Origin of the sequence: Streptomyces sp. NPDC026673, from assembly GCF_040638135.1 — a bacterium.
Classification (GTDB): Bacteria; Actinomycetota; Actinomycetes; order Streptomycetales; family Streptomycetaceae; genus Actinacidiphila.
In genome coordinates this window covers 87,929-111,550 of the sequence record NZ_JBEZXR010000005.1, presented here as the reverse complement: position 1 = coordinate 111,550, position 23,622 = coordinate 87,929, and the positions used below count along the sequence as shown (strand labels likewise).

The following is a 23,622-nucleotide window of genomic DNA, read 5'->3' as shown; positions in this document are numbered from 1 at the left end:
TTCCGGCGGTCCGGCGGGGCTCAGCGCAGGCCGGTGGAGCGCCGGAGCGCGGCCTGGATCAGCCGGTCCACCAGTTCCGCGTAGCCGACGCCGCTCTCCCGCCACATGCGCGGGTACATGGAGATCGGCGTGAAGCCCGGCATGGTGTTGATCTCGTTGATCACGAACTCGCCGTCGTCCTGCAGGAAGAAGTCCGCGCGGACCAGGCCCTCGCAGGAGGCCGCGTCGAAGGCGGCCACGGCGAGCCGCTGCACCTCGGCGGTCTGCTCCGGGGTCAGCGGGGCGGGCACGATGCCCTCGGCGGAGTCGATGTACTTCGCCTCGAAGTCGTAGAAGTCGTGCGCCGTGACCGGCGGGATCTCCGCGGGGACGGACGCGCGCGGGCCGTCCTCGAACTCCAGGACGCCGCATTCGATCTCGCGACCGCTCAGCAGCGACTCCACCAGCACCTTGGGGTCGTGCCGGCGGGCCTCCTCGATCGCCTCGTCCAGGGCGGAGAGGTCGGCCACCTTGCTGATGCCCATGGAAGAGCCGGCGCGGGCGGGCTTCACGAAGACCGGCCAGCCGTGGTCGGCGGCGAAGTCCACGACCTTCTTGCGGGCCGCGGCGGGGTCCTGCTCCCACTCGCGGGGGCGGATCACCACGTACGGGCCGACCGGCAGGCCGAAGGAGGTGAAGACCCGCTTCATGTACTCCTTGTCCATGCCGACGGCCGAGGCGAGCACGCCGGAGCCGACGTAGGGCACTCCGGAGAGCTCCAGCAGGCCCTGGAGGGTGCCGTCCTCGCCGTAGGGCCCGTGCAGCATGGGGAAGACGACGTCGACGTCGCCGAGCGCCTTGGGCACCGAGCCGGGCTCGCTGTAGACGACCTCGCGGTTGGCCGGGTCGACGGGCAGCAGCACCGAGCCGTCGGTGGACTCGGCGAGCTGTGCGACGCCGGGGAGCGCGCGGTCGGTGATCGCCATCCGGGACGGGTCGTCGGCGGTGAGCGCCCAACGGCCGTCGGTGGTGATGCCGATCGGCAGCACGTCGTACTTGTCGCGGTCGATCGCGCTCAGGACGGCGCCTGCGGTGACGACCGAGATGCCGTGCTCGGAGCTGCGTCCGCCGAAGACGACAGCGACGCGCGGCTTGCGGGAAGAAGGCTGATTGCTCATGTCGCGTTGACCTTACCGTTCCGGACGTCAGCGCTCCGACTTCGCGGAGCGCGACATCAGCTCCTTGACCGCGACGACGGGCTGCTTACCGTTGTGCACGATGTCGACGACGGTCTCGGTGATGGGCATGTCGACGCCGTGCCGGCGGGCCAGGTCGAGCACCGACTCGCAGGACTTGACGCCCTCGGCGGTCTGCCGGGTGACCGCGATGGTCTCCTCCAGCGTCATGCCCTTGCCGAGGTTGAAGCCGAAGGTGTGGTTGCGCGACAGCGGCGAGGAGCAGGTCGCGACCAGGTCGCCGAGACCGGCGAGACCGGAGAAGGTGAGCGGGTCGGCGCCCAGCGCGATGCCGAGCCGGGTGGTCTCCGCCAGGCCGCGCGTGATCAGCGAGCCCTTGGTGTTGTCTCCCAGGCCCATGCCGTCGGCGATGCCGACGGCGAGGCCGATCACGTTCTTGACCGCGCCGCCGAGTTCACAGCCGACGACGTCGGTGTTGGTGTACGGACGGAAGTACGCGGTGTGGCTCGCGGCCTGCAGCCGCTTGGCCACCGCCTCGTCGCGGCAGGCGACGACCGACGCGGCGGGCTGCCGGGCGGCGATCTCCTTGGCCAGATTGGGACCGGACAGCACGGCCACGCGCTCCGGGCCCGCCTTGGCGACCTCCTCGATGACCTCGCTCATCCGCTTGGCGGTGCCGAGTTCGACGCCCTTCATCAGGCTGACCAGCACGGAGTCGCGGGGCAGCAGCGACTGCCACTCGGCCAGGTTGCCGCGCAGCGTCTGCGACGGTACGGACAGGATCACGAACTCCGCGTCCCGTGCGGCCTCCGCGGGATCGGTGGTGGCGGTGATCGTCGCCGGCAGCTCCGTCCCGGGCAGGTAGTACGGGTTGGTGCGCGTGCTGTTGACGGCCTCGACCACCTCGGGGCGGCGCCCCCACATGGTCACCTGGGCACCGGCGTCGGCGAGCACCATCGCGAAGGCGGTGCCCCACGAGCCCGCGCCGTAGACCGCGCAGCGCGTCGTCACTTGGTGATCCCCCTCTGCTTGCGCGGGTCGAAGCGCTCGGCGGGCGGAGTCTGACCGCGCAGTTCGCCCAGCAGCTCGCTCACCGCGGCCATGATGGTGTCGGTGGCGTCCTTGAGTACGTCGGCGCTGGCCTCCTGGCCGTAGAACGCCGACAGATCCACCGGCGGCCCGGCGACGACCCGGAGGGTCTTGCGCGGGAAGAGCCGGACCTTCTTGTCCTTGGCATACGGGGGCATCGCCTCGTTGGCGCCCCACTGGGCGACCGGGATCACGGGGGCCTTGGTCATCAGCGCGACGCGCGCGACGCCGGTCTTGCCCACCATCGGCCACATCTCGGGATCCCGGGTCAGCGTGCCCTCCGGGTAGAAGGCGACGCACTCGCCGGAGTTGATGGCGTCCACGGCGGCCCGGAAGGCGTTGGCCGCGTCGGTGCTCTCCCGGTAGACCGGGATCTGGCCGGTGCCGCGCAGTATCGCGCCGACGAAGGCGGGCTTGAACAGGGGGGCCTTCGCCAGGAAGCGCGGGACCCGGCCGCTGTTGTACTGGAAATGCGCGTACGACAGCGGGTCGAGGTACGAGTTGTGGTTGACCGCGGTAATGAATCCGCCCTGGGCCGGAATGTGCTCCATTCCGCGCCAGTCCCGCTTGAAGAGAACGACAAGCGGCGGTTTCGCGATGACGGCTGCCAGCCGGTACCAGAAGCCGATTCTGCGGCGGGACACCAGAACTCCTCCTCGTTCCGCCGCCGACCCGGGATCACCGGATCGCGGCCTGCTGTGGTCGGCGGCACCGTGCGGCCGGTATGGCCGCACAAGTGTCGCCGGTAGGGCCACGGTAACGCCAGGGCGAAGGGCCCAGAGGGTGCGCCCCGGCGAAAGCGCCGAGGCCAGAAGGCCCGGGCGCGTACCAGGGAGATCGTGCACCCGGAGGCGGGCCTCCGGGAAGGGGGGTTGGGGGGCAGGGTGGCGATGGGCCCGGGGGACCCGAGCACAATAGTTCGGTGTCGCCACCCGTGGAATGGTCGCTCGTCGTCCCGCTGAAGCCGCTGGCCGCCGCCAAGAGCCGTCTCGCGGAGGCCGTCGGCCCCGTACGGCCCGGGCTGGCGCTGGCCTTCGCGCAGGACACGGTGGCCGCCGCGCTCGCCTGCGAAGCCGTCCGGAATGTGACGGTCGTCACCGATGATCCGCTCGCCTCGGCCGCGCTCTCGGCGCTCGGGGCGCGGATCCGGGCGGACTCGCCCGCGGCCGGGCTCAACGCCGCGCTGCGGCACGGCGCCGACGCGGTGCGGGCACGGCACCCCGGGGCCGCCGTGGCGGCCCTGAACGCCGATCTCCCGGCCTTGCGGCCCGCCGAACTGGCCGCGGTGCTCCGTGCGGCCGCCCGGCGCCCAGGGCGGGCGTTTCTGGCCGACGCGGCCGGAATCGGCACGACGCTGCTGGCCGCCACCGCCGGGATCCCCCTCGTGCCGGCTTTCGGAGGGCCGTCACGGGCCCGCCACCGGGCCTCAGGAGCCCGCGAGATCGTCCTGCCGGACGTGGACTCCGTGCGCCGGGACGTCGATACGGGCGAGGACCTGGCCGCCGCCCTGGCGCTGGGGGTCGGACCCCGTACGCGGGCACTGCTGCGGGCCGGACTTCGGGCGGCGCCGGGAGACGGCGCCACGGCGAACGGCGCCCCCGACTCCGCGGCCGGGGACTCCGAGGCCGCAACGTCCGAGGCCGCGGGGTCCAAAGCGGCCGGGTGCAGGGCCGCCGGCGCCCCGGCCCCGGGTAGCGGCGCCCGCTAGGCTGAGGCCCATGCAGGCCACCGCGTACACCTACGACCCCGAGACCCGCGCCGGCAGCGTGCTGCTGGACGACGGGACGCCGCTGCCGTTCGACGCGGCGGCGTTCGACGCCGGGGGACTGCGGCTGCTGCGGCCCGGTCAGCGGGTGCGGATCCGCACGGAGGGCGCCGGGGACGGCCGCCGGGTGGTCTTCGTGACGCTGCAGACCTTCCCGGACCCGGGAGCCTGAGGACATGACGGCACGGGCCGGGCGCCCCTGAGTCAGGGGTACCCGGCCCGTCGGCGTGTGCGGCTCCGCGGAATCCCTACCGCTTGGCGGCCCGCTTGGTGGCGGTCTTCCGCGCCGCGGACTTGGCCGGCGCCTTCTTGGCCGGGGCGGTCTTCTTGGCGGTCGCCTTCTTCGCCGTGGTCTTCTTGGCGGTCGCCTTCTTCGCCGCCGTGGTCTTGGCGGCGGTGGCCTTCTTCGCGGTGGTCTTGGCGGCGGTGGCCTTCTTCGCCGCCGTCGCCTTGGCCGCGGTGGCCTTCTTGGCCGTCGTCTTCTTCGCGGCGGCCTTCTTGGTCGTGGCCTTGGCGGTGACGCCGCCGGTCAGGCTGCCCTTGGGCGCCTTCTTGACGGAGACCTCGCCGACCTTGGGGAGCTTCTTCGACCCGCTGACCAGGTCCTTGAAGCCCTGACCGGCGCGGAAGCGCGGGACGGAGGTCTTCTTGACCCGGACCCGCTCCCCGGTCTGGGGGTTGCGGGCGTAGCGGGCGGGACGCTCCACCTTCTCGAACGAGCCGAAGCCGGTGACCGAGACCCGGTCCCCGCCCACCGTCGCGCGGACGATCGCGTCCAGGACGGCGTCGACCGCGTCCGCGGCCTGCTGACGGCCGCCGAGCTTGTCGGCAATCGCTTCAACGAGCTGCGCCTTGTTCACGTCTTCCCCTTCGGAAACTTGCCCGGCGATGAAGTTCGGGCTTTTTCGCACGCTAGGCGGATATATACCGCAAATCAAATACGAAACGGGCGAATCACCCTTGTGCCGCAACGAACTCGGGGCTCAGGAAGACCTTTGATCGGGGAATCGGCCTTCGTCGAGGTCCTTCATCAGTTCCTCCAGACGCCTTGCCGCACCCGCGAGATCGTGCTTCGCGGCGGCGGTGATGACGAGCAGCCGCCGGGTCAACTGCATCCTGACGTCCTCCGGCACTTGCAGACCCGCCACCCGGGTGTGGGCCTGCTTCAACCTGGCAGCGAGGAACCCGTACAGCTCGAGTTGGCCATCGTGTTCCATGTGCCGATTGTGTCATCTGCGGTGAGTTGTCACGAGGTGTGGGGCCGAACACGCCGCAGCGCCCCCCGCCGGTGGGGCGGGGGGCGCTGCGGAAGGTGCCGGAAGGGATGGCCGCGGGGCGGCCGCTCCGGTCAGGCGTGCAGGGTCTGCGGCTTGTAGGAGGGGCGCTTGGCCTCGTACGCGGCGATGTCGGCCTCGTTCTGCAGGGTGAGGCTGATGTCGTCCAGGCCGTTCAGCAGCCGCCAGCGGGCGTTGTCGTCCAGCTCGAAGGGGGCGGTGATGCCCTCGGCGCGGACCTCGCGGGTCTCGAGGTCGACGGTGATCTCGGCCGAGGGGTCGGCCTCGGTGAGCTCCCACAGCCTCTCCACCGTCTCCTGCGGGAGGATCACGGTGAGCAGGCCGTTCTTCAACGAGTTGCCGCGGAAGATGTCGGCGAAGCGCGAGGAGATGACGGTCTTGAAACCGTAGTTCTGCAGCGCCCACACCGCGTGCTCGCGGGAGGAACCGGTGCCGAAGTCGGGGCCGGCGACCAGGACGGTCGCGCCCTGGCGCTCGGGCCGGTTGAGCACGAACTCGGGGTCCTTGCGCCAGGCCTCGAACAGGCCGTCCTCGAAGCCGTTGCGGGTGACCTTCTTCAGCCAGTGGGCCGGGATGATCTGGTCGGTGTCGGCGTTGCTGCGGCGCAGCGGAACGGCGCGGCCGGTGTGCGTGGTGAAAGCTTCCATCGTGCTCAGGCCTCCAGGACGACGGCGCCGGACAGATCGGCGGGGGACGAGAGGTGGCCGGTGACCGCGGTGGCGGCCGCGACCTGGGGCGACACCAGGTGGGTCCGGCCGCCCTTGCCCTGCCGTCCCTCGAAGTTGCGGTTGGAGGTGGACGCGGAGCGCTCACCGGGAGCCAGTTGGTCGGGGTTCATGCCCAGGCACATCGAGCAGCCCGCGTGCCGCCACTCGGCGCCGGCCTCCTTGAAGACCTTGTCCAGGCCCTCCTCCACGGCCTGCAGGGCGACCCGGACCGAGCCGGGCACGACCAGCATCCGCACACCGTCGGCGACCTTGCGGCCCTTGACGATCGACGCGGCGGAGCGCAGGTCCTCGATGCGGCCGTTGGTGCAGGAGCCGACGAAGACGGTGTCGACCTTCACCTCGCGCAGCGGCGTGCCGGGCTCCAGGCCCATGTACTCCAGGGCCTTCTCGGCGGCCAGGCGGTCGCTGGGGTCCTGGAAGGAGCCCGGGTCCGGCACGGAGGCGCTCAGCGGTGCTCCCTGGCCGGGGTTGGTGCCCCAGGTGACGAACGGGGACAGTGAGGCGGCGTCGATGACGACCTCGTGGTCGAAGACGGCGTCCTCGTCGGTCTTCAGCGTCTTCCAGTACGCGACCGCGGCGTCCCAGTCCGCGCCCTCAGGAGCGTGCGGGCGGCCCTGCAGGTAGTCGAAGGTGGTCTGGTCGGGGGCGATCATGCCGGCCCGCGCGCCCGCCTCGATCGACATGTTGCAGATGGTCATCCGGGCCTCCATCGAGAGCTTCTCGATGGCCGAGCCCCGGTACTCGATGACATAGCCCTGGCCGCCGCCGGTGCCGATCTTGGCGATGATCGCCAGGATCAGGTCCTTGGCGGTGACGCCGTCGGGCAGTTCGCCGTCGACGGTGATCGCCATGGTCTTGAACGGGGCCAGCGGCAGGGTCTGGGTGGCCAGCACGTGCTCGACCTGGCTGGTGCCGATACCGAACGCCAGCGCGCCGAAGGCGCCGTGGGTGGAGGTGTGGCTGTCACCGCAGACCACCGTCATACCCGGCTGCGTCAGGCCCAGCTGCGGACCGACGACGTGCACCACGCCCTGCTCGACGTCGCCCAGCGGGTGCAGCCGCACCCCGAACTCGGCGCAGTTCTTGCGCAGCGTCTCCAGCTGGGTACGCGAGACCGGGTCGGCGATGGGCTTGTCGATGTCGAGGGTGGGGGTGTTGTGGTCCTCGGTCGCGATGGTGAGGTCCAGCCGGCGCACCGGACGGCCGTTCATCCGCAGACCGTCGAAGGCCTGCGGGCTGGTGACCTCGTGGAGTAGGTGCAGGTCGATGAAGAGGAGGTCGGGCTCGCCCTCGGCGCGCCGTACGACGTGATCCTCCCAGACCTTTTCCGCGAGTGTCCTGGCCATCGCATTCCCTCCGACCGGCCGCGCTGCCGGCCTGTTCGTCGTTGCCGTGCGTGTCCACCCCCTTGTGGGGAGTGGGCGCTCCGGCCCTGTCCATCCAGCGTGCCGCGTTCACGGGAAAATTGAACTTGCGTTTCACAGAGTGAGACGCGAGTATCGTTTCATGGACAACAGTAGTGGCGTCGGCGTTCTCGACAAGGCGGCTCTGGTGCTCAGCGCGCTCGAGTCCGGCCCGGCCACCCTGGCCGGTCTCGTGGGCGCCACGGGTCTCGCCCGCCCGACCGCGCATCGCCTCGCCGTCGCCCTGGAGCACCACCGGATGGTGGCCCGCGACATGCAGGGGCGCTTCATCCTCGGCCCGCGACTGTCCGAACTCGCCGCCGCGGCGGGCGAGGACCGCCTGCTGGCCACCGCCGGCCCGGTGCTGACGCATCTGCGCGACGTGACCGGCGAAAGCGCCCAGCTCTATCGCCGCCAGGGCGACATGCGCATCTGCGTGGCCGCCGCCGAGCGGCTGTCCGGACTGCGGGACACCGTGCCCGTCGGCTCGACGCTGCCGATGAAGGCGGGATCCGCCGCCCAGATCCTCATGGCCTGGGAGGAGCCCGAGCGGCTCCACCGCGGCCTTCAGGGGGCGCGCTTCACCGCCACCGCGCTCTCCGGAGTGCGGCGCCGCGGCTGGGCCCAGTCGATCGGCGAGCGCGAGCCGGGCGTGGCCTCCGTCTCGGCGCCGGTACGCGGCCCGTCCAACCGCGTGGTGGCCGCGGTGTCCGTCTCCGGCCCGATCGAGCGGCTGACCCGGCACCCCGGGCGCATGCACGCCCAGGCCGTCGTCGACGCGGCGGCCCGCCTGTCCGAGGCGCTGCGCCGCACCGGCTGAACCGCCGCACCGCGCGCCCCTCTCACGCCGCCCGCTCCCCCGCCTTCAGCCGCTGGGCCGCCGTCTCACCGCGGCGGCCCACCGGGACGACCCCGGCCACGCCTCCCAGGCCGAAGCCCGGCATGTCGACGTAGACGGACTCGTACGAGCCCGCGGGCACGGCGTATGTCTCATGCCATATCCCCACCCGCCCCTTGCCGGCCCGCGCCCGGCGGTTGAACGCCGTCCACGCGGGCCGGTGCTGTTTGTCCTGCTGCGCCGCGTAGGAGAAGAGCTGCTCCTTCGTGGACCAGTACTGCAGGACGCAGATCACCCGGCCGCCGAACAGCAGGCGGTAGCCGAGGAAGCCGCTGCCCTTGTCCCGCGACAGCTCCCTGAGCATCCGCGGCATGGCCGTGAACACCGGCAGCCAGCTGCGCAGCGCCCACAGGCGGTTGATCCGCATCCCGATCAGAAAGACGACGACGTCGCCCTCGGCGGCGGCGGTGTGGCGCCCCGGATTCACCTGTGCGGACATGCTTCTCCCCTGTTCAGCCCTGCGAACCGCTGCACGGAGCGGTTGGATAGCGTCACTATCCATGTTTAGATAGTGGCACTATCCAGTGAAAGGCGCAAGGGAATGCGGCTGGCGGAGCTGAGTGAACGCAGCGGAGTGGCGACGGCCACGATCAAGTACTACCTGCGCGAGGGCCTGCTCCCGCCCGGCCGCCGGGTCACGGCCACGCAGGCGGAGTACGGGGAGGAGCACCTGCGCCGGCTGCGGTTCGTACGAGCGCTGATCCAGATCGGCAAGGTGCCGGTGGCCACCGCGCGGCAGGTGCTCGCCGCGGTGGAGGACGAGTCGCTCAACCAGCACAAGCGGCTCGGCGCCGCCACCTTCGCCCTGCCGCACGGCCCGGAGCCCGACGAGGACGACCCGGCGACCACCACGGCCCGCCGCGAGGTGGACCGGCTGATGGCCGAACTCGGCTGGCGCTACGGCAGCGAGGAGCACGGCCCCTCCCCCGCGTACCGGATGCTCGTCACGGCGGTCGCCGCCCTGACCCGCCTCGGATACCCCAGCGGCGCACGGCACTTGGCGCCCTACGCGCGACTCGCCGCCCAACAGGCCGTCCACGACCTGGATCTGGTCGAGACCTACGACACCCCACTGGAACAGGCGGCCGCCGCGGTGACGCTCACGGTGCTCTACGAGCCCGTGCTGCTCGGCCTGCGCCGGCTCGCGGAGGCCGAGGAGTCACGGCGCCGCTTCGGAGACGACGACGCGGAGGAAGCCGGACGATGCCGCACGATTCCGGACGGCGCGGGATGACGCCGCGTGAACGCGGCCGGACGAAAGGGGCCGCGCGAAAACGGAAGAGGCCCCCCGCCGAAGCGGAGGGCCTCTCCTCGGTGTACCCCCGACCGGATTCGAACCGGCGCTACCGCCTTGAGAGGGCGGCGTGCTAGGCCGCTACACAACGGGGGCAAGCCTTGTGGAAATACGCTGGGGTACCAGGACTCGAACCTAGACTAAATGAACCAGAATCACTCGTGCTGCCAATTACACCATACCCCATGGTGTGTCAAGTACCCCCGACCGGATTCGAACCGGCGCTACCGCCTTGAGAGGGCGGCGTGCTAGGCCGCTACACAACGGGGGCCCTAGCGATCCCTGCGAGAGAGATCAGTACCCCCGACCGGATTCGAACCGGCGCTACTGCCTTGAGAGGGCAGCGTGCTAGGCCGCTACACAACGGGGGCTTTGCAGAAACTCTGCGCTGGGGTACCAGGACTCGAACCTAGACTAACTGAACCAGAATCAGTCGTGCTGCCAATTACACCATACCCCACCAAAACTCAACCCCCCGTGGGGGGTTTTGTTTGGTCACGCTCCCCGTGCCGGCCTTTTCGGCCCGCCCGGGCGGCGCAGGAAGAACATTACCCGATCGGTGACGGGGCTCCAAAACGAGTATCCGCCGCCAGAAGTGCGGGCAGCTCCGCGAGCCCCGTGATCCGCCGCAGGTCGGGTGCGGTGACGGAGCCCGTACGGTCCAGCCACACTCCGTACAGGCCCGCGGCGTCCGCCCCGCGTGCGTCGGTGTCCGCCTTGTCCCCGACGTACGCGACCTCCTCCGGCGGCAGGCCCAGCACCGCGCACGCGCCCAGGAAGGCTTCCGGCGCGGGCTTGGCGTGCCCCAGTTCCTGCGAGCAGACCAGGCACTCGAAGTGGCCCCGCAGTCCGAGCCGGGTCAGCTTGCGCTCCTGGTGGGCGGTGCTGGAGTTGGACAGCAGGCCGTGCCGGTAGCCCGGTGTCAGGGCGTCCAGGGCCGGGACGACATCCGGGAAGACCGCCCAGGCCGCCTCGAAGTGCACGTAGTAGGCCGCGAACCAGGCGTCGGCCGCCGCGTCGCTCACGGATGGCCCGAGGAAGGCCCGGGCCCGTTCCCTGCGGTGCTCCGGGAAGGTCAGCTCCCCGGCGAGAAAGCGCGCGTAGTGCGTCTCCATCACCTCGCGCCACGTCCGCAGTGCCGGCTCCTCGCCGCCGAACGCGCCGAGCAGGCCCTCGTCCTCCAGATGACGCAGCGCGCCCGCCCGCTCGGCTCCCGAGTAGTCGAAGATCGTGTCGTCGATGTCCCAGAGCACGGCGCGGATCGGCATATGCCGACTCTAGCCCGGGGTCCCGCCCGCGACGCCGGCGTCCGGCGGATACCGGGTGAACAGCGTCCGGCGGCTGACGAAACGGCGTCGCTCGCCGGTCACGGGGTCGTCGAACTCCAGGACCCTGGCCAGCAGCTGCAGCGGCCGGGAGAAATCGCCGGGCGCGGCGTCCGGCAGGACGTGCGGGTAGACGGGATCGCCGAGGATCGGTACTCCGAGGGAGTTCATGTGGACCCTCAGCTGGTGGGTGCGCCCGGTCTCGGGGCGGAGCCGGTACCGGGCAAGGCCGTCCCGGTGCTCCAGCAGCTCCACGTGGCTGCGGGCGTTGGGCTCGCCGGGCACCTCCCGGGCGGCCATCACGCCGCGCTCCTTCTCGATCCGGCTCTCGACCGTGCACGGCAGCGCCAGGCCGGGGTCATGCCGGGCCACGGCCTCGTACTCCTTGCGCACCAGCCGGTCGCGGAAGATCGTCTGGTAGGCGCCGCGCAGTTCGGGGCGGATCACGAACATCACCACGCCCGCCGTCAGCCGGTCGAGCCGGTGGGCCGGACTGAGCTCGGGCAGGCCGAGGTCGTGGCGCAAGCGGGTCAGCGCCGTCTCCACGATGTGTCCGCCGCGCGGGGTGGTGGCGAGGAAGTGCGGCTTGTCGACGACGAGCAGCCGCTCGTCCCGGTGGAGCACGTCGATGCCGAAGGGCACCGGGACCTCCTCCGGCGGCTCCCGGTGGAACCAGATGTACGCGCCCGGCCGGTAGGCGGCGTCGGGGGCGAGGGGGCCGTCGGCGCCGTGCACCTCACCGGCCGCGAACATCGCGTCGATACGGGCGGGGGGTACCGCCGCGCCGAGCCTGGCCACCAGGTGCTCGCGGACCGACGCCCAGGTCCCGGTGCCGGGCAGCCGCAGCCGTACCGGGTCGACCCCGCGACGCTGGGGCAGCGGGGGGCTCGGGGGTCTGGTCCTGCGGCGCATGACGTCGTCCGGGAATCGTGCCGCCCCGGGCTCCTGGAGAAGGGCCCGGGGCGGATCGGCGTGGACCGGTCAGCCGGCCAGCTTCGCCAGGGCGGCGTCGACGCGGGCCAGGGTGCGCTCGCGACCGAGGACTTCGAGGGACTCGAAGAGCGGCAGCCCGACCGTGCGGCCGGTGACGGCGACCCGGACCGGCGCCTGGGCCTTGCCGAGCTTGAGGCCGTGCGCCTCGCCGGCGGTGAGGACGGCGGTCTTCAGGGCCTCGGCGTTCCAGTCGGCCGCGGCGAGGTTCTCGCGCGCGGTGGTGAGCAGCGCGGAGGCGGCGGCCGGGTCCTTCATCGCCTTCTCCCAGGACGCCTCGTCCGCCACCGGCGCGTCGAGGAAGAGGAAGTCGACGTTGTCGGTGATGTCGGAGAGCACGGTCAGCCGGGTCTGGGCGTGCGGTGCGATCGCCTCGAAGGCGGCCCGGTCGAAGGCCTCGGGCGCCCAGGGGGCGAACGGGGCCTTCAGCCACGGGCCGCAGGCCTCGATGAACGCCTTCACGTCCAGCAGGCGGATGTGGTCGCCGTTGATCGACTCGGCCTTCTTGAGGTCGAAGCGCGCCGGGTTGGCGTTGACCGCGTCGATGTCGAAGGCCGCCACCATCTCCTGGACGGAGAACACGTCGCGGTCGGCGGAGAGCGACCAGCCCAGCAGCGACAGGTAGTTCAGCAGTCCCTCGGGGAGGAAGCCGCGCTCCCGGTAGAGGTTGAGGGAGGACTGCGGGTCGCGCTTGGACAGCTTCTTGTTGCCCTCGCCCATGACGTACGGCAGGTGCCCGAAGAGCGGGGTGGTGCCGTTGCCGACGCCGATCTCGGCGAGCGCGCGGTAGAGCGCGATCTGGCGCGGGGTGGAGGAGAGCAGGTCCTCGCCGCGCAGCACGTGCGTGATCTCCATCAGCGCGTCGTCGACCGGGTTGACCAGCGTGTACAGCGGGGCGCCGTTGGCCCGGACGATGCCGTAGTCGGGCACGTTGTCCGGGGTGAAGGTCAGCTCGCCGCGCACCAGGTCGGTGAAGGTGATCGTCTCGTCGGGCATGCGGAAGCGGACGATGGGCTCGCGCCCCTCGCGCTCGTACGCCTCGACCTGCTCGGCGGTGAGGTCGCGGCAGTGGCCGTCGTAGCCGGAGGGGCGGCCGGCGGCGCGGGCGGCCTCGCGGCGCTCGTCCAGCTCCTCGGTGGTGCAGTAGCACTTGTAGGCGTGGCCGCTCTCGAGCAACTTGGCGGCGACGTCCTTGTAGACGTCCATGCGCTGCGACTGCCGGTAGGGCGCGTGCGGGCCGCCGACCTCGGGGCCCTCGTCCCAGTCGAAGCCGAGCCAGCGCATGGCCTCCAGCAGCTGCTGGTACGACTCCTCCGAGTCGCGGGCGGCGTCGGTGTCCTCGATGCGGAAGACGAGGGTGCCCTGGTGGTGCCGGGCGAACGCCCAGTTGAACAGGGCGGTGCGGACCAGGCCCACGTGGGGGTTGCCGGTCGGCGAGGGGCAGAAACGTACGCGTACGGGAGCTGCGCTAGTCACGCTTGATCACCTTGTTGGTGAGAGTGCCGATGCCTTCGATGGTGACGGCGACCTCGTCGCCGACGTGGAGCGGGCCGACACCCGCCGGGGTGCCGGTGAGGACGACGTCGCCCGGGAGCAGCGTCATGGCCTCGGTGACGTGCACGATCAGGTCCTCGATGGAGCGGATCATCTGGCTCGTGCGGCCGGACTGACGCGGTTCGCCGTTGACGGTCGCGGTGACGGCGAGGTCGTTCGCGGCGGCGAGGTCGAGATCCGTCTCGATCCAGGGACCGAGGGGACACGAGGAGTCGAAGCCCTTGGCGCGGGCCCACTGCTTCTCGGCCTTCTGGGCGTCCCGCGCGGTGACGTCGTTGGCGCAGGTGTAGCCGAGGACGACCTCGGCGACGCGGTCGCGCGGGACCTCGCGGCACATGCGGCCGATGACGACGGCGAGCTCGGCCTCGTGGTGCACCTCCTGCGAGAAGGAGGGGTACACGATCGGGTCGCCGGGGCCGATGACCGAGGTGGACGGCTTGAAGAAGGCGACCGGCACCTCCGGGACCTCGTTGCCCAGCTCCGCCGCGTGTTCGGCGTAGTTCCGGCCGATCGCGACGACCTTGCTGGGGAGCACGGGCGGCAGCAGCCGGACCTTGCTCAGCGGCACCTTGGTACCGGAGCGCTCGTACTCGGCGAACGGGATGCCCTTGATGATGTCGAGGACGAGTCCGTCCGGGACGGACTCGTCGCCCTCGACGACGCCGAAGGCGACATTGCCGTCGATGGAGAACCTGGCGATGCGCACGGGAAGCAGCTCACCTCACTGGCCGGAGACTGACGCTCCAGGTTATCCCGGGGGGTGGCCGCCGGCCCCGCCCGCCGAGCCGCGGCTCAGGCGGTCGGCAGGTCCTTCAGGACGGTACGGCGGGGGTTGGCGGTCTGGCGGGGCAGCACGACGGCCTCCGCGCCCTCGACGGCCGGTGCGACCTCTGCGGTCCGCGTGTCCTCGGCGTCGGTCAGGTGCGCGAGGGTGGTGCGGCGCGGGTTGGCTATGGGTCGCATGATCATGGTCGTCTTCATGGGGCGGTCAGAACCTCGCGTTGTTACCGGGCGCCCCGCAAGGCGCGGTTGACGTAGTACACGGCTGTGTCAAACGTCAATCTATCGGCGCCCATTCCCCCATCCGGATGACCAATACAACTGACGGTCTGTGATTTTGCTCACGAACCACCGGACAAGCACGGCGAATCGGGCAGCCCATCGATACCACCGAACCCGACATCACGGCCCATCCGGACTCTTCACCCCCGGTTGGCGGCAGCCGGGCGCCGGCCGGAGGACCCCATCCACCGCGAGGAAAGCCCGGATTGCCGGAAGACATCCGAAAGCGCACCGACACCGCGTGATCCTCCGGACGCACTGAGTCACGTATTCCACTCGAAACCTGTCGGCCCTTGTTGGACGTCCGGCACTGTGCTGAAATTCCCCGGACCGCCGTATCAACAGATGCCGGCGCGCAGGGGGGAGCGTGCGATCGCCGAAGCGGCGGCGGCCAATGGGTATCCGCCGGGGAGGGCGGGACTCCGAAGACTCGACACCGTCCTGCCGCCCGTGCGGGGGACGCCTGGTCCAGAGGTTGCGACGCTAGTGCAGGGACGTTTCAAGAGGGATGGCGGCGCTGCGGGCGACCCGGAGCAGCGCGGTGGGGCCGACACCGGTCCCACCCGCCGGGATGAAACCGCAGACGCCGGAACCGCGGGCGGACAAGACGTCGTCACGCCGGGGTTCGGTGTGCACACCGGACCGAAGCACGGCTCTCGAATAGCCATGCGCAACTGGCGCATCAGCACTCGTCTGGTGTCCCTGCTTGCGCTGCCGGTGGTCGCCGCGACCACGCTGGGTGCGCTGCGCATCCAGAGCTCGTTGGAGAACGTGCAGCAGCTGGACGCCATGACGTCCCTGACCGACCTCACGGAGCAGGCGACCAAACTGGCCGCCGCGCTCCAGGACGAGCGCGACGTCTCGGCCGGCCCGCTGTCCAGCAAGCCCAGTGACCCGAAAGACGACGACATTCTCGCCGCGCGCGAGAAGACCAAGCTGGCACGCGAGGCCTTCATCGGTGCCGCCAACGAGGTCTCCCCCGACCTCACGGGCGTCAACGCCTCGCTGACCGCGATCAACCGTCAGCTCGGCACACTGCAGGCGATCCGGGACCGCTCGTACGAGCAGGGCGACTACATCTCGGTGACGGTCAGCGAGTACGACGCCCTCATCCAGTCGCTGATCGACCTCTCCCAGCAGATGGCCGAGGCGACCGGCAACCCGAACATGATCGCCAGTACCCGCGCGCTGGCGGCGTTCTCGGCCGCCAAGGAGTACGACTCCATCCAACGCGCCGTCATCAGCGCCGCGCTGGCCAACGACTCGCAGCTGAGCCCCAACGACTTCCGCTTCGTCCAGGGCGCCCGCCGCTCCGAGGGCACGGAGCTGAAGCAGTTCAGCCAGATCTACGGCCGGTCGAACGCCGAGGAGCTCCTCAAGGGCCTCAACGGCGGCAACGACACCATCACCAACCTCAACGAGCAGGCCGACCGCATCACGGCCTCCGAGGCGAGCATCCAGAACTTCACCGGCACCTACCGGGACTGGGACGACCTCGCCAAGACCAAGCTCGGCGTCATGAGCCAGATCGAGCAGCACCTCCTCCAGGAGATGCAGCAGCAGGCCCTGAAGCTGCGCGACGAGGCCCAGCAAGAGGCGATCATCAGCGGTGCGCTGATCCTCCTCGTGCTCGGCATCTCGGTCGTCGGCGCCTTCGTCGTCGCCCGCTCCATGGTCCGCTCGCTGCGCCGGCTGCAGGACACCGCTCAGGAAGTCGCCCAGAAGCGGCTGCCCGAGCTGGTCAAGCAGCTCTCCGAGTCCGACCCGCAGGACGTGGACACCTCGGTCGAGTCGATCGGCATCCACACCCGCGACGAAATCGGCCAGGTGGCCCGCGCGTTCGACGAGGTCCACCGCGAGGCGGTCCGTCTCGCCGCCGAACAGGCGCTGCTGCGAGGGAACGTCAACGCGATGTTCACCAACCTCTCGCGCCGCAGCCAGGGCCTGATCCAGCGTCAGCTGAGCCTGATCTCCGAACTGGAGTCCCGCGAGGCCGACCCGGACCAGCTGTCCAGCCTCTTCAAGCTCGACCACCTCGCGACCCGTATGCGCCGGAACGGCGAAAACCTCCTCGTCCTCGCGGGCGAGGAGCCCGGCCGCCGCTGGACCCGCCCGGTCCCGCTGGTCGACGTCCTCCGCGCCGCGGCCTCCGAGGTGGAGCAGTACGAGCGCATCGAGCTCACCTCGGTGCCGTCGGTGGAAGTCACCGGCCGCGTCGTCAACGACCTCGTCCACCTGCTCGCAGAGCTGCTGGAGAACGCGACCTCGTTCTCCTCGCCGCAGACCAAGGTGCGGGTCACCGGTCACGCGCTGCCCGACGGCCGCGTGCTGATCGAGATCCACGACACCGGCATCGGCCTCTCCCCGGAGGACCTCGCCGACATCAACGAGCGGCTCGCCAATCCGCCGACGGTGGACGTCTCCGTCTCCCGCCGCATGGGTCTGTTCGTGGTCGGCCGCCTATCCCTGCGACACGGCATCCGGATCCAGCTCCGTCCGTCCGACTCGGGCGGCACCACCGCGCTCGTCATGCTGCCGGTGGACGTCACCCAGGGCGGCGCCAAGCCGCAGCCCGGCGCGGGCAACCGCGGCCAGCAGCCGGGCGGCGCCCCGGCGGCTCAGGGCGGCCCCGCCGCCATGGGCGCCGGCGCGGGCACGGGTCTGGCCGGTATGAACCGCGGTCCGCAGCGCGGGCAGATGCCCGGCGCCGCGCCGCGTCCGGCCCTCAACTCCGGCCCCGGTGGCCCCGGTACCGGTCCGCAGGGCGGCCGTCCTGCCGGGCCCGGCGGGCCTTCGGCGCCCGGCCAGCGGCCGGCCGCGCCGGCCCCGCAGCGCTCGGGCCCGAGCTGGGCCAACGAGCAGGTCCCCGGTGGCCAGGGCCGGCCGCCGCAGCAGCAGCAGCCTCAGCAGCCGCAGCGGCCCGCCGCTCCTCCGCAGCGCCACGCGGCGCCGCAGCCGATGGGTGCCGCCCACGGCCCCGAGGCGGACATGCCGCGCGGTCACGAGGACCTGGAGTCCACGGCGCAGTTCGAGCGCCCGGACTTCAACGCGATGCCGCACACCCCGCCGCAGTACGGCGAGCAGCAGTACGACCAGTCGCAGTACGGCCAGACCCAGTACGGTCAGTCGCAGTACGGCGAGTCGCAGTACGGCCCGCAGCACGGCGGCCAGGCCCCGGCCGCCGCCCCCGCGCAGCAGCCGGGCCAGTTCACCCGCAGCGACGTCTTCCAGCGTCCGGCCACCCCGCAGACCCCGGCGCCCGCTCCGGCGGCACCGCAGGGACCGCGGCACGGAGGCCCGTACGCCCAGGGACCCGCTGCCGGCCAGCAGCAGCAACGGCCCGCGGCCCCGCAGGCCGACCGGCAGCCGCTGCCCGCCGCCAGCGAGCCGATGGCACTGCCGCCGGCGCCGGTCCGCTCGGACGAGTCGAGCCCGATCTTCGACTCCCTCGAGTCGGACTGGTTCCGCACCGGTCGTGCGGAGCGCATGCAGCAGGTGCACGTCGAGCGCGGCCCGGTCGTCCCGCAGCAGAACGGCAGCAGCCCCAGCGCCGCAGCGCCCACCCGGCCGCCGCAGCGCCCGCAGCAGCCCGCGCCGCAGCAGCACCCGCAGCAGCCCGCACCTCAGCGGGTCCGCGCCGAGCAGCCGCCGCAGCCCGCGCAGCCTCCGCGCCGCGAGCCGGCGTCGTGGCGGTCCTCGCCCAACGACGAGGTGTGGGAGCGCGCCGGCCAGGTGCGCCAGCCGTCCGCCGGCGGGGTCACCCCCTCCGGTCTGCCTCGGCGGGTCCCCAAGGCCAATCTCGTCCCGGGAGCCGGTGCTCCCCAGCAAGCCCCACAGGGCGGTCCGCAGATTTCCCGGGCCCCCGACGACGTGCGCGGACGCCTGACCAACCTCCGTCGCGGTATCCAGCAGGGCCGCCAGGCCGGTACGGGAGCTACCGACGGCCGCGGCTTTGGCACCACTCACCAGCAGGAGCGTTAGTTGAGTCAGATGAGCCAGGCGGCACAGAATCTGAACTGGTTGATCACCAACTTCGTGGACAACACCCCCGGGGTGTCCCACACCGTGGTCGTATCCGCCGACGGCCTGCTGCTTGCCATGTCCGAGGGCTTCCCCCGTGATCGCGCCGACCAGCTGGCGGCGGTGGCCTCCGGCCTCACCTCGCTGACCGCGGGCGCGTCCCGCATCTTCGAGGGCGGCAGCGTCAACCAGACCGTCGTGGAGATGGAGCGCGGCTTCCTCCTCCTGATGTCGGTCTCCGACGGATCCTCGTTGGCCGTACTGGCGCACCCCGAGTGCGACATCGGCCTCGTCGGCTACGAGATGGCCCTGCTCGTCGACCGAGCGGGCGCCGTTCTCACCCCCGACCTGCGCGCAGAACTCCAAGGCAGCCTGATGGGCTGAGCTCCCCGGAGCCCAGCCGAATGCACGCCCCATGACTACTCGCGACACGCGTCCGCTCTTACCCGGAGGACCATTCATGACCCCGCCGCCCGCCTCGCCCGGCCCGTACGGCGCGCCCCACCATGCGCCGTACGGGGGCGAAGGCGACCAGCCGCTGGTGCGGCCGTACGCCATGACCGGTGGTCGCACCCGGCCGCGCTACCAGCTCGCCATCGAGGCACTGGTCAGCACCTCCGCGGACCCGAGTGCCTACCAGGGGCTGCTCCCCGAACACCAGCGCATCTGCCACCTGTGCATGGAGATCAAGTCGGTCGCCGAGATCTCCGCACTGCTGGGGATCCCGCTGGGGGTGGCCCGGATTCTGGTGGCCGACCTGGCTGAGGCCGGTATGGTCGCCATCCACCAGCCGAGCAGTGGCGAGGCCGGCGGACAGCCTGATGTGACACTGCTCGAAAGGGTGCTCAGTGGACTTCGCAAGCTCTAGGCCGGGGCAGCAGGCGGCGTACGGTGCGCCGCCCGCGGCCCGCTCCACCACCTCGGCCAAGATCGTGGTGGCGGGTGGCTTCGGCGTGGGCAAGACCACGTTCGTCGGCGCGGTCTCGGAGATCAACCCGCTCCGCACGGAGGCCGTGATGACCTCGGCGTCCGCGGGCGTGGACGATCTGACGCATGTGGCCGACAAGACAACGACGACCGTGGCCATGGACTTCGGCCGTATCACGCTCGACGACGACCTGATCCTGTACCTGTTCGGTACGCCGGGTCAGGACCGCTTCTGGTTCATGTGGGACGACCTGGTCCGCGGTGCCATCGGCGCCGTCGTCCTGGTCGACACCCGCCGACTGGCCGACTGCTTCCCGGCGGTCGACTACTTCGAGAACAGCGGTCTGCCGTTCGTCATCGCGCTGAACGGATTCGACGGTCACCAGCCGTACACACCCGATGAGGTCCGGGAAGCCCTGCAGATCGGCCCGGACGCACCGATCATCATCACGGACGCCCGGCACCGCGCCGAGGCGAAGAGCGCGCTTATCACGCTCGTGGAACACGCGCTGCTCGCTCGTCTCAAGTAAGCGTTCCAGCTTGCCACTTCGCGTATGGACCGGCTGTGTCTTTTGACATGGCCGGTCCTTCTGTTCATAACGTTTCGACCGCGAATCGGAACATCCCGAACACCGCCTGCTCCCAGTCGGCTTCACTGCGCATACATCTACTCAGTGAATTGCCACCGCTTTACGCTTATGCCCCTTTTAACCGGCGTCTGATCATGGCTTCCGCGTCCTCCGCGGACGTTTGTGGAGCACCCCCATGACGTGCTGGAATTCATCGAAACCCGAGAGTAGGAACGGCGCCGCCGGCGCCGTCGCCGAGAGGTTGTTGGTCGAGTGAGGAACACGAGGCGAGCAGAGCCGGGTCCCGCGGACCACCCGCGTGGCAATTTCACCCCGCCTGCGCGACACGGCACGGCCCCGGCCGATGCCCCCGAGGCCGTCGCCGCCCCCGAGTCGGTGACCGGCCCGGGCAGCCGATGGGCCATGCGCAACTGGCGGGTGGCCACCCGTCTGAACGTCATCCTCCTCATCCCGGTGCTGGTCGCCCTCGTCTTCGGCGGCTTCCGGGTGCAGAACTCGGTGAAGACCTGGCAGGACGCCGACGACGCGGTGCGTACCGCCAACGCCGTGCGGGCCGCCGTGGACTACGCCAACGCCATCCTGAACGAGCGCGATCACAGCGTTGTTCCCCTCCTCGCGGGCGACAGGGAGAACAAGGTCGTCGTCCAGACCCGCGCGGCCACCGACCAGGCCGCCGCGAAGTTCGACGCCACCGTCGCCGAGCTCCCCGTGAGCGACCGGCTGCAGCGCCGCGTGGCGAACATCCGCGAGGGCGAGAAGGTCCTCGCGAAGCTGCGCGACACCGCCTTCACCCGGCAGCTCACGGGCGTGCAGACCGAAGAGAAGTACGTCGAGGTCCAGCACCCGCTGATGGAGCTCGCGAACGAGCTGGGCTTCGGCACCACCAGCGTCGCCTCCTACGGCCGCACGCTGTACGCGCTCGAGCTGGCCAAGGCCGCCGAGTCGCTCACCCGGTCCATCGGGACCCACCTGCTCGTCGAGGACCGCAGCAAGCTCGCCGAGGGCGAACTGAAGCGCCAGCTCACCGCCTTCACCTCGTACGCCTACCTGCAGCAGGTCGCCCTCGAGGAGTACCGGGGCGGCGGCACCGACGCCGACTACCAGCGACTCCAGGACGCCCAGGCCGCCGCCCTCGAAAAGGGCAAGGAGCAGGCCGTCCGGGCCGCCGAGGCGGCCAAGGCGGCAGGCCGTCAGTTCGACCCGCCGCCGGCGATCGAGGACATGATCACGAAGATCGCGTCCGGTGCCAGCCCCGAGCAGCTCAAGAGCCAGGGCGTGACCGTGGAGAGCTGGTTCGCCGCGAACACCCTCGCCTTCGAGGCGTACAAGAGCGTCGAGCAGCACCTGGCCGACCAGGCGTACAACGACTCGAGCGACATCGCCGACAGCGCCCGCATCGAGGCGATCGTCAACTCCGCCGTCGTGCTGATCGCGCTGATCATCGCCTTCATCGTGGCCGCGATGGTGGCCCGCTCGATGAGCAACAGCATGCGCCGGCTGCGCACCGCGGCCTTCGAGGTCGCCGAGCAGCGCCTGCCGGGGCTGGTCGACCAGCTCTCCCGCACCGACCCGGGCAAGGTCGACACCCGCGTCAAGCCCATCCCGATCACCTCGAACGACGAGATCGGCGAGGTCGCCCGCGCCTTCGACCAGATCCACCGCGAGGCCGTGCGGCTCGCCGCCGAGCAGGCCCTGCTCCGCGGCAACGTCAACGCGATCTTCACCAACCTCTCCCGCCGCAACCAGGGCCTCATCCAGCGCCAGCTGACGCTGATCACGGACCTGGAGAACAACGAGGCGGACCCGGACCAGCTGGAGAACCTCTTCAAGCTGGACCACCTGGCGACCCGCATGCGCCGCAACGGCGAGAACCTCCTGGTCCTCGCCGGCGAGGAGCCCGGCCGCCGCTGGAACCAGCCGGTCCCGCTGGTCGACGTGCTCCGCGCCGCGGCCTCCGAGGTGGAGGCGTACGCGCGCATCGAGCTGGTCGGCATCCCGGACACCGACATCCACGGCACCGCCGTGACCGACCTCGTGCACCTGCTGGCCGAGCTGCTGGAGAACGCCACGACGTTCTCCTCGCCGCAGACCAAGGTGCGCGTCACCGCGACCCGGCTGCCCGACGGCCGCGTGATGGTGGAGATCCACGACAAGGGCATCGGCCTCACCGCCGAGGACTTCGCGGACATCAACCACAAGCTGGCCGACCCGCCGACCGTCGACGCGTCGATCTCCAAGCGCATGGGTCTGTTCGTGGTCGGCCGCCTCGCGGACCGGCACGGCATCCGGGTGCAGCTCCGCCCGTCCGGCGAGCAGGCCGGCACGACCTCCCTGGTCATGCTCCCCGAGCCGATCACCCACGGTGGCGGTGGCGAGGAGGTCCCGCTCGAGGACGACTTCACCGTGTCCCGGATCGTGCCGGAGCACGAGACCGAGCAGTTCGCCGCCTACGCGCCGACCGCCGCGGAGCTCGGCTTCGACGACACCCGCTACGAGCGCCTCGAGGTCCCGAACGACGCCCGCGCGCTCGACCCGGTCGGCCGCTCCCTCATGCGCGACCAGCGCCGGGCCCAGCTCGAGGCCGCGGCCGGCGACCGCACCGGTGAGCGCCCGCCGTTCCCGGAGGACGCTCAGGAGCAGGGCTTCCAGGAGCCCGGCTCCGAGGCCGCCTTCCAGGAGACCCCCTTCCCGGACAACGGCTACCAGGACAACGGCTACCCGGCGAACGGCTTCGACGGGCAGAGCTTCCCTGAGCCGCAGGCCCAGCCCTACCAGGAGCAGCACGGCTTCGACGCGCAGCCCGCGTTCCAGGAGACCGCGTTCTCCGACGGCGGCTACGCGGAGCAGGGCTACGCAGCTCCGCAAAACGGCTACGCCCAGGACGAGTGGCAGCAGCAGAACGGCTACGCCCAGCAGGAGTGGACGGCGATGCCCGGCGGCGACCTGCCGCAGACGGCCCAGCCGCCGGCCTTCCCGGCCCAGGGCGGAGCCGATTCCGCGACTGCCGTCCCCTTCGAGGCCCCGGAGCGCGTAGGCTTCGACCGACCGGGTCCGACCTCCGGCCCGCTGCACTCCTCGGTCACCGACGCGGGCCTTCCGCGCCGCGACCGCGGATGGCAGCAGTCCGGCCCGGCGGGCCCGGCCGCGCCGGAGACCCAGGCGGCGGACGGCTTCCCGGCACAGCCGGCACCCTCCGCGCCGGCATCGGGCGGGGAGCCCGACGAGTGGCGCTCCACGAACGACGACAACTGGCAGCGGGCCGAACAGGCCCGCAAGCCCAAGGCGGGCGGGGTCACCCCCTCCGGCCTGCCCCGGCGGGTCCCCAAGGCCAACCTGGTCCCGGGCACCGCACAGCAGACTCCGCAGGGCGGCCCCATGGTCTCCCGTGCACCCGAGGACGTCCGCGGCCGACTGAGCAATCTGCGGCGCGGCGTCCAGCAGGGGCGCACTGCGGGAACTGACACGAACGGCCAGGGCTTCGGCCCCAAGCACCAGGAGCGTTAGTTG

The 23,622-nt window shown here is 71.2% G+C and carries 22 protein-coding genes and 5 tRNA genes; 9 read left to right on the top strand and 18 right to left on the bottom strand.

The window, feature by feature from the left end; all coding sequences use genetic code 11:
- Positions 1-20 precede the first annotated feature (20 nt).
- From AB0F62_RS06075 to AB0F62_RS06065, 3 genes are read right to left on the bottom strand one after another with little or no spacing between them, the layout of a single operon-like run.
- Complete coding sequence (locus AB0F62_RS06075; RefSeq protein ID WP_361792663.1) at positions 21-1,157, bottom strand: D-alanine--D-alanine ligase family protein; 1,137 nt, start codon at positions 1,155-1,157, stop codon at positions 21-23.
- 27 nt (positions 1,158-1,184) lie between these two features.
- The gene (locus tag AB0F62_RS06070; RefSeq protein WP_361792661.1) at positions 1,185-2,186 is read right to left on the bottom strand and encodes an NAD(P)H-dependent glycerol-3-phosphate dehydrogenase; all 1,002 of its coding nucleotides are present in this window, start codon (positions 2,184-2,186) and stop codon (positions 1,185-1,187) included.
- A complete protein-coding gene (locus tag AB0F62_RS06065) occupies positions 2,183-2,908 on the bottom strand; it encodes a lysophospholipid acyltransferase family protein (RefSeq protein WP_361792659.1) in 726 nt (241 codons plus the stop codon). The genes AB0F62_RS06070 and AB0F62_RS06065 overlap by 4 nt, the downstream gene beginning before the upstream one ends.
- Positions 2,909-3,198: 290 nt before the next feature.
- On the opposite strand from AB0F62_RS06065, the gene cofC reads away from it, so the two are divergent.
- Together cofC and AB0F62_RS06055 are read left to right on the top strand one after the other, a co-directional pair.
- Positions 3,199-3,972 carry a 2-phospho-L-lactate guanylyltransferase gene (cofC, locus tag AB0F62_RS06060; RefSeq protein ID WP_361792966.1) on the top strand — a complete coding sequence of 258 codons (774 nt, stop codon included), beginning with the start codon at positions 3,199-3,201 and terminating at the stop codon, positions 3,970-3,972.
- 10 nt (positions 3,973-3,982) lie between these two features.
- Positions 3,983-4,201 carry a hypothetical protein gene (locus AB0F62_RS06055; RefSeq protein ID WP_361792657.1) on the top strand — a complete coding sequence of 73 codons (219 nt, stop codon included), beginning with the start codon at positions 3,983-3,985 and terminating at the stop codon, positions 4,199-4,201.
- A gap of 76 nt (positions 4,202-4,277) precedes the next feature.
- Here AB0F62_RS06055 and AB0F62_RS06050 read toward each other — a convergent pair whose 3' ends face one another.
- The 4 genes from AB0F62_RS06050 to leuC all read right to left on the bottom strand — a co-directional run bounded on the left by AB0F62_RS06050 (position 4,278) and on the right by leuC (position 7,398).
- On the bottom strand, positions 4,278-4,889 hold the full coding sequence (locus AB0F62_RS06050) for an HU family DNA-binding protein (protein ID WP_361792655.1): 612 nt from the start codon (positions 4,887-4,889) through the stop codon (positions 4,278-4,280).
- Positions 4,890-5,012: 123 nt separating this feature from the next.
- On the bottom strand, positions 5,013-5,246 hold the full coding sequence (locus AB0F62_RS06045) for a hypothetical protein (RefSeq protein ID WP_018562075.1): 234 nt from the start codon (positions 5,244-5,246) through the stop codon (positions 5,013-5,015).
- Between the two features lie 131 nt (positions 5,247-5,377).
- Positions 5,378-5,971 carry a 3-isopropylmalate dehydratase small subunit gene (gene leuD / locus AB0F62_RS06040; protein WP_361792653.1) on the bottom strand — a complete coding sequence of 198 codons (594 nt, stop codon included), beginning with the start codon at positions 5,969-5,971 and terminating at the stop codon, positions 5,378-5,380.
- A 5-nt stretch (positions 5,972-5,976) separates the two neighbouring features.
- Positions 5,977-7,398, bottom strand: coding sequence for a 3-isopropylmalate dehydratase large subunit (gene leuC / locus AB0F62_RS06035; protein WP_361792651.1), 1,422 nt, complete (start codon positions 7,396-7,398; stop codon positions 5,977-5,979).
- A gap of 160 nt (positions 7,399-7,558) precedes the next feature.
- Here leuC and ndgR point away from each other — a divergent pair, with 160 nt between their 5' ends.
- Complete coding sequence (gene ndgR, locus AB0F62_RS06030; protein ID WP_361792649.1) at positions 7,559-8,275, top strand: IclR family transcriptional regulator NdgR; 717 nt, start codon at positions 7,559-7,561, stop codon at positions 8,273-8,275.
- Between the two features lie 22 nt (positions 8,276-8,297).
- Here the strand turns inward: ndgR and AB0F62_RS06025 are convergent, their stop codons facing one another.
- Positions 8,298-8,792, bottom strand: coding sequence for a DUF4188 domain-containing protein (locus AB0F62_RS06025; RefSeq protein ID WP_361792647.1), 495 nt, complete (start codon positions 8,790-8,792; stop codon positions 8,298-8,300).
- 102 nt (positions 8,793-8,894) lie between these two features.
- Between AB0F62_RS06025 and AB0F62_RS06020 the strand changes: the two genes are divergently transcribed.
- The gene (locus tag AB0F62_RS06020) at positions 8,895-9,587 is read left to right on the top strand and encodes a MerR family transcriptional regulator (RefSeq protein ID WP_361792645.1); all 693 of its coding nucleotides are present in this window, start codon (positions 8,895-8,897) and stop codon (positions 9,585-9,587) included.
- Between the two features lie 83 nt (positions 9,588-9,670).
- On the opposite strand, the gene AB0F62_RS06015 is transcribed toward AB0F62_RS06020, so the two are convergent.
- The 10 genes from AB0F62_RS06015 to AB0F62_RS05970 all read right to left on the bottom strand — a co-directional run bounded on the left by AB0F62_RS06015 (position 9,671) and on the right by AB0F62_RS05970 (position 14,497).
- A tRNA-Glu gene (locus tag AB0F62_RS06015) sits at positions 9,671-9,743 on the bottom strand.
- An 18-nt stretch (positions 9,744-9,761) separates the two neighbouring features.
- A tRNA-Gln gene (locus tag AB0F62_RS06010) sits at positions 9,762-9,833 on the bottom strand.
- Between the two features lie 12 nt (positions 9,834-9,845).
- A tRNA-Glu gene (locus AB0F62_RS06005) sits at positions 9,846-9,918 on the bottom strand.
- Positions 9,919-9,945: 27 nt separating this feature from the next.
- Positions 9,946-10,018: transfer RNA gene (locus tag AB0F62_RS06000), tRNA-Glu, on the bottom strand.
- A 17-nt stretch (positions 10,019-10,035) separates the two neighbouring features.
- Positions 10,036-10,107 (bottom strand) — tRNA-Gln (locus AB0F62_RS05995).
- 88 nt (positions 10,108-10,195) lie between these two features.
- Complete coding sequence (locus AB0F62_RS05990) at positions 10,196-10,915, bottom strand: HAD family hydrolase (RefSeq protein ID WP_361792643.1); 720 nt, start codon at positions 10,913-10,915, stop codon at positions 10,196-10,198.
- A 9-nt stretch (positions 10,916-10,924) separates the two neighbouring features.
- On the bottom strand, positions 10,925-11,884 hold the full coding sequence (locus AB0F62_RS05985) for an RluA family pseudouridine synthase (protein ID WP_361792641.1): 960 nt from the start codon (positions 11,882-11,884) through the stop codon (positions 10,925-10,927).
- 69 nt (positions 11,885-11,953) lie between these two features.
- A complete protein-coding gene (gene gltX, locus AB0F62_RS05980) occupies positions 11,954-13,438 on the bottom strand; it encodes a glutamate--tRNA ligase (RefSeq protein WP_361792639.1) in 1,485 nt (494 codons plus the stop codon).
- Positions 13,431-14,222 (bottom strand): fumarylacetoacetate hydrolase family protein, encoded by a 792-nt coding sequence (locus tag AB0F62_RS05975; RefSeq protein WP_361792637.1) that lies wholly within the window; start codon positions 14,220-14,222, stop codon positions 13,431-13,433. Before AB0F62_RS05975 ends, gltX begins: the two co-directional genes overlap by 8 nt.
- Before the next feature lie 86 nt (positions 14,223-14,308).
- Complete coding sequence (locus AB0F62_RS05970) at positions 14,309-14,497, bottom strand: hypothetical protein (protein WP_361792635.1); 189 nt, start codon at positions 14,495-14,497, stop codon at positions 14,309-14,311.
- A 567-nt stretch (positions 14,498-15,064) separates the two neighbouring features.
- Here AB0F62_RS05970 and AB0F62_RS05965 point away from each other — a divergent pair.
- The 5 genes from AB0F62_RS05965 to AB0F62_RS05945 all read left to right on the top strand — a co-directional run bounded on the left by AB0F62_RS05965 (position 15,065) and on the right by AB0F62_RS05945 (position 23,619).
- Positions 15,065-18,559 carry a nitrate- and nitrite sensing domain-containing protein gene (locus tag AB0F62_RS05965; protein ID WP_361792633.1) on the top strand — a complete coding sequence of 1,165 codons (3,495 nt, stop codon included), beginning with the start codon at positions 15,065-15,067 and terminating at the stop codon, positions 18,557-18,559.
- A 9-nt stretch (positions 18,560-18,568) separates the two neighbouring features.
- Positions 18,569-18,982, top strand: coding sequence for a roadblock/LC7 domain-containing protein (locus AB0F62_RS05960; protein ID WP_018562063.1), 414 nt, complete (start codon positions 18,569-18,571; stop codon positions 18,980-18,982).
- Between the two features lie 76 nt (positions 18,983-19,058).
- Positions 19,059-19,466 carry a DUF742 domain-containing protein gene (locus AB0F62_RS05955; protein WP_361792631.1) on the top strand — a complete coding sequence of 136 codons (408 nt, stop codon included), beginning with the start codon at positions 19,059-19,061 and terminating at the stop codon, positions 19,464-19,466.
- Positions 19,447-20,055: an ATP/GTP-binding protein gene (locus AB0F62_RS05950; protein ID WP_078620110.1), complete on the top strand. Its 609-nt coding sequence runs from the start codon at positions 19,447-19,449 to the stop codon at positions 20,053-20,055. The genes AB0F62_RS05955 and AB0F62_RS05950 overlap by 20 nt, the downstream gene beginning before the upstream one ends.
- 462 nt (positions 20,056-20,517) lie before the next feature.
- On the top strand, positions 20,518-23,619 hold the full coding sequence (locus AB0F62_RS05945; RefSeq protein ID WP_361792629.1) for a nitrate- and nitrite sensing domain-containing protein: 3,102 nt from the start codon (positions 20,518-20,520) through the stop codon (positions 23,617-23,619).
- Positions 23,620-23,622: the final 3 nt, after the last annotated feature.

Excerpts from the sequence above, each read along its gene's own strand:
- AB0F62_RS05960 (WP_018562063.1), top strand. The coding sequence starts at position 18,569 with ATGAGCCAGGCGGCACAGAATCTGAACTGGTTGATCACCAACTTCGTG.
- AB0F62_RS06055 (WP_361792657.1), top strand. The coding sequence starts at position 3,983 with ATGCAGGCCACCGCGTACACCTACGACCCCGAGACCCGCGCCGGCAGC.
- AB0F62_RS05985 (WP_361792641.1), bottom strand. The coding sequence starts at position 11,884 with ATGCGCCGCAGGACCAGACCCCCGAGCCCCCCGCTGCCCCAGCGTCGC.
- AB0F62_RS05945 (WP_361792629.1), top strand. The coding sequence starts at position 20,518 with ATGCGCAACTGGCGGGTGGCCACCCGTCTGAACGTCATCCTCCTCATC.
- AB0F62_RS06020 (WP_361792645.1), top strand. The coding sequence starts at position 8,895 with ATGCGGCTGGCGGAGCTGAGTGAACGCAGCGGAGTGGCGACGGCCACG.
- AB0F62_RS05955 (WP_361792631.1), top strand. The coding sequence starts at position 19,059 with ATGACCCCGCCGCCCGCCTCGCCCGGCCCGTACGGCGCGCCCCACCAT.
- AB0F62_RS06075 (WP_361792663.1), bottom strand. The coding sequence starts at position 1,157 with ATGAGCAATCAGCCTTCTTCCCGCAAGCCGCGCGTCGCTGTCGTCTTC.
- leuC (WP_361792651.1), bottom strand. The coding sequence starts at position 7,398 with ATGGCCAGGACACTCGCGGAAAAGGTCTGGGAGGATCACGTCGTACGG.
- ndgR (WP_361792649.1), top strand. The coding sequence starts at position 7,559 with ATGGACAACAGTAGTGGCGTCGGCGTTCTCGACAAGGCGGCTCTGGTG.
- AB0F62_RS06045 (WP_018562075.1), bottom strand. The coding sequence starts at position 5,246 with ATGGAACACGATGGCCAACTCGAGCTGTACGGGTTCCTCGCTGCCAGG.
- leuD (WP_361792653.1), bottom strand. The coding sequence starts at position 5,971 with ATGGAAGCTTTCACCACGCACACCGGCCGCGCCGTTCCGCTGCGCCGC.
- AB0F62_RS06025 (WP_361792647.1), bottom strand. The coding sequence starts at position 8,792 with ATGTCCGCACAGGTGAATCCGGGGCGCCACACCGCCGCCGCCGAGGGC.
- AB0F62_RS05970 (WP_361792635.1), bottom strand. The coding sequence starts at position 14,497 with ATGAAGACGACCATGATCATGCGACCCATAGCCAACCCGCGCCGCACC.
- AB0F62_RS05990 (WP_361792643.1), bottom strand. The coding sequence starts at position 10,915 with ATGCCGATCCGCGCCGTGCTCTGGGACATCGACGACACGATCTTCGAC.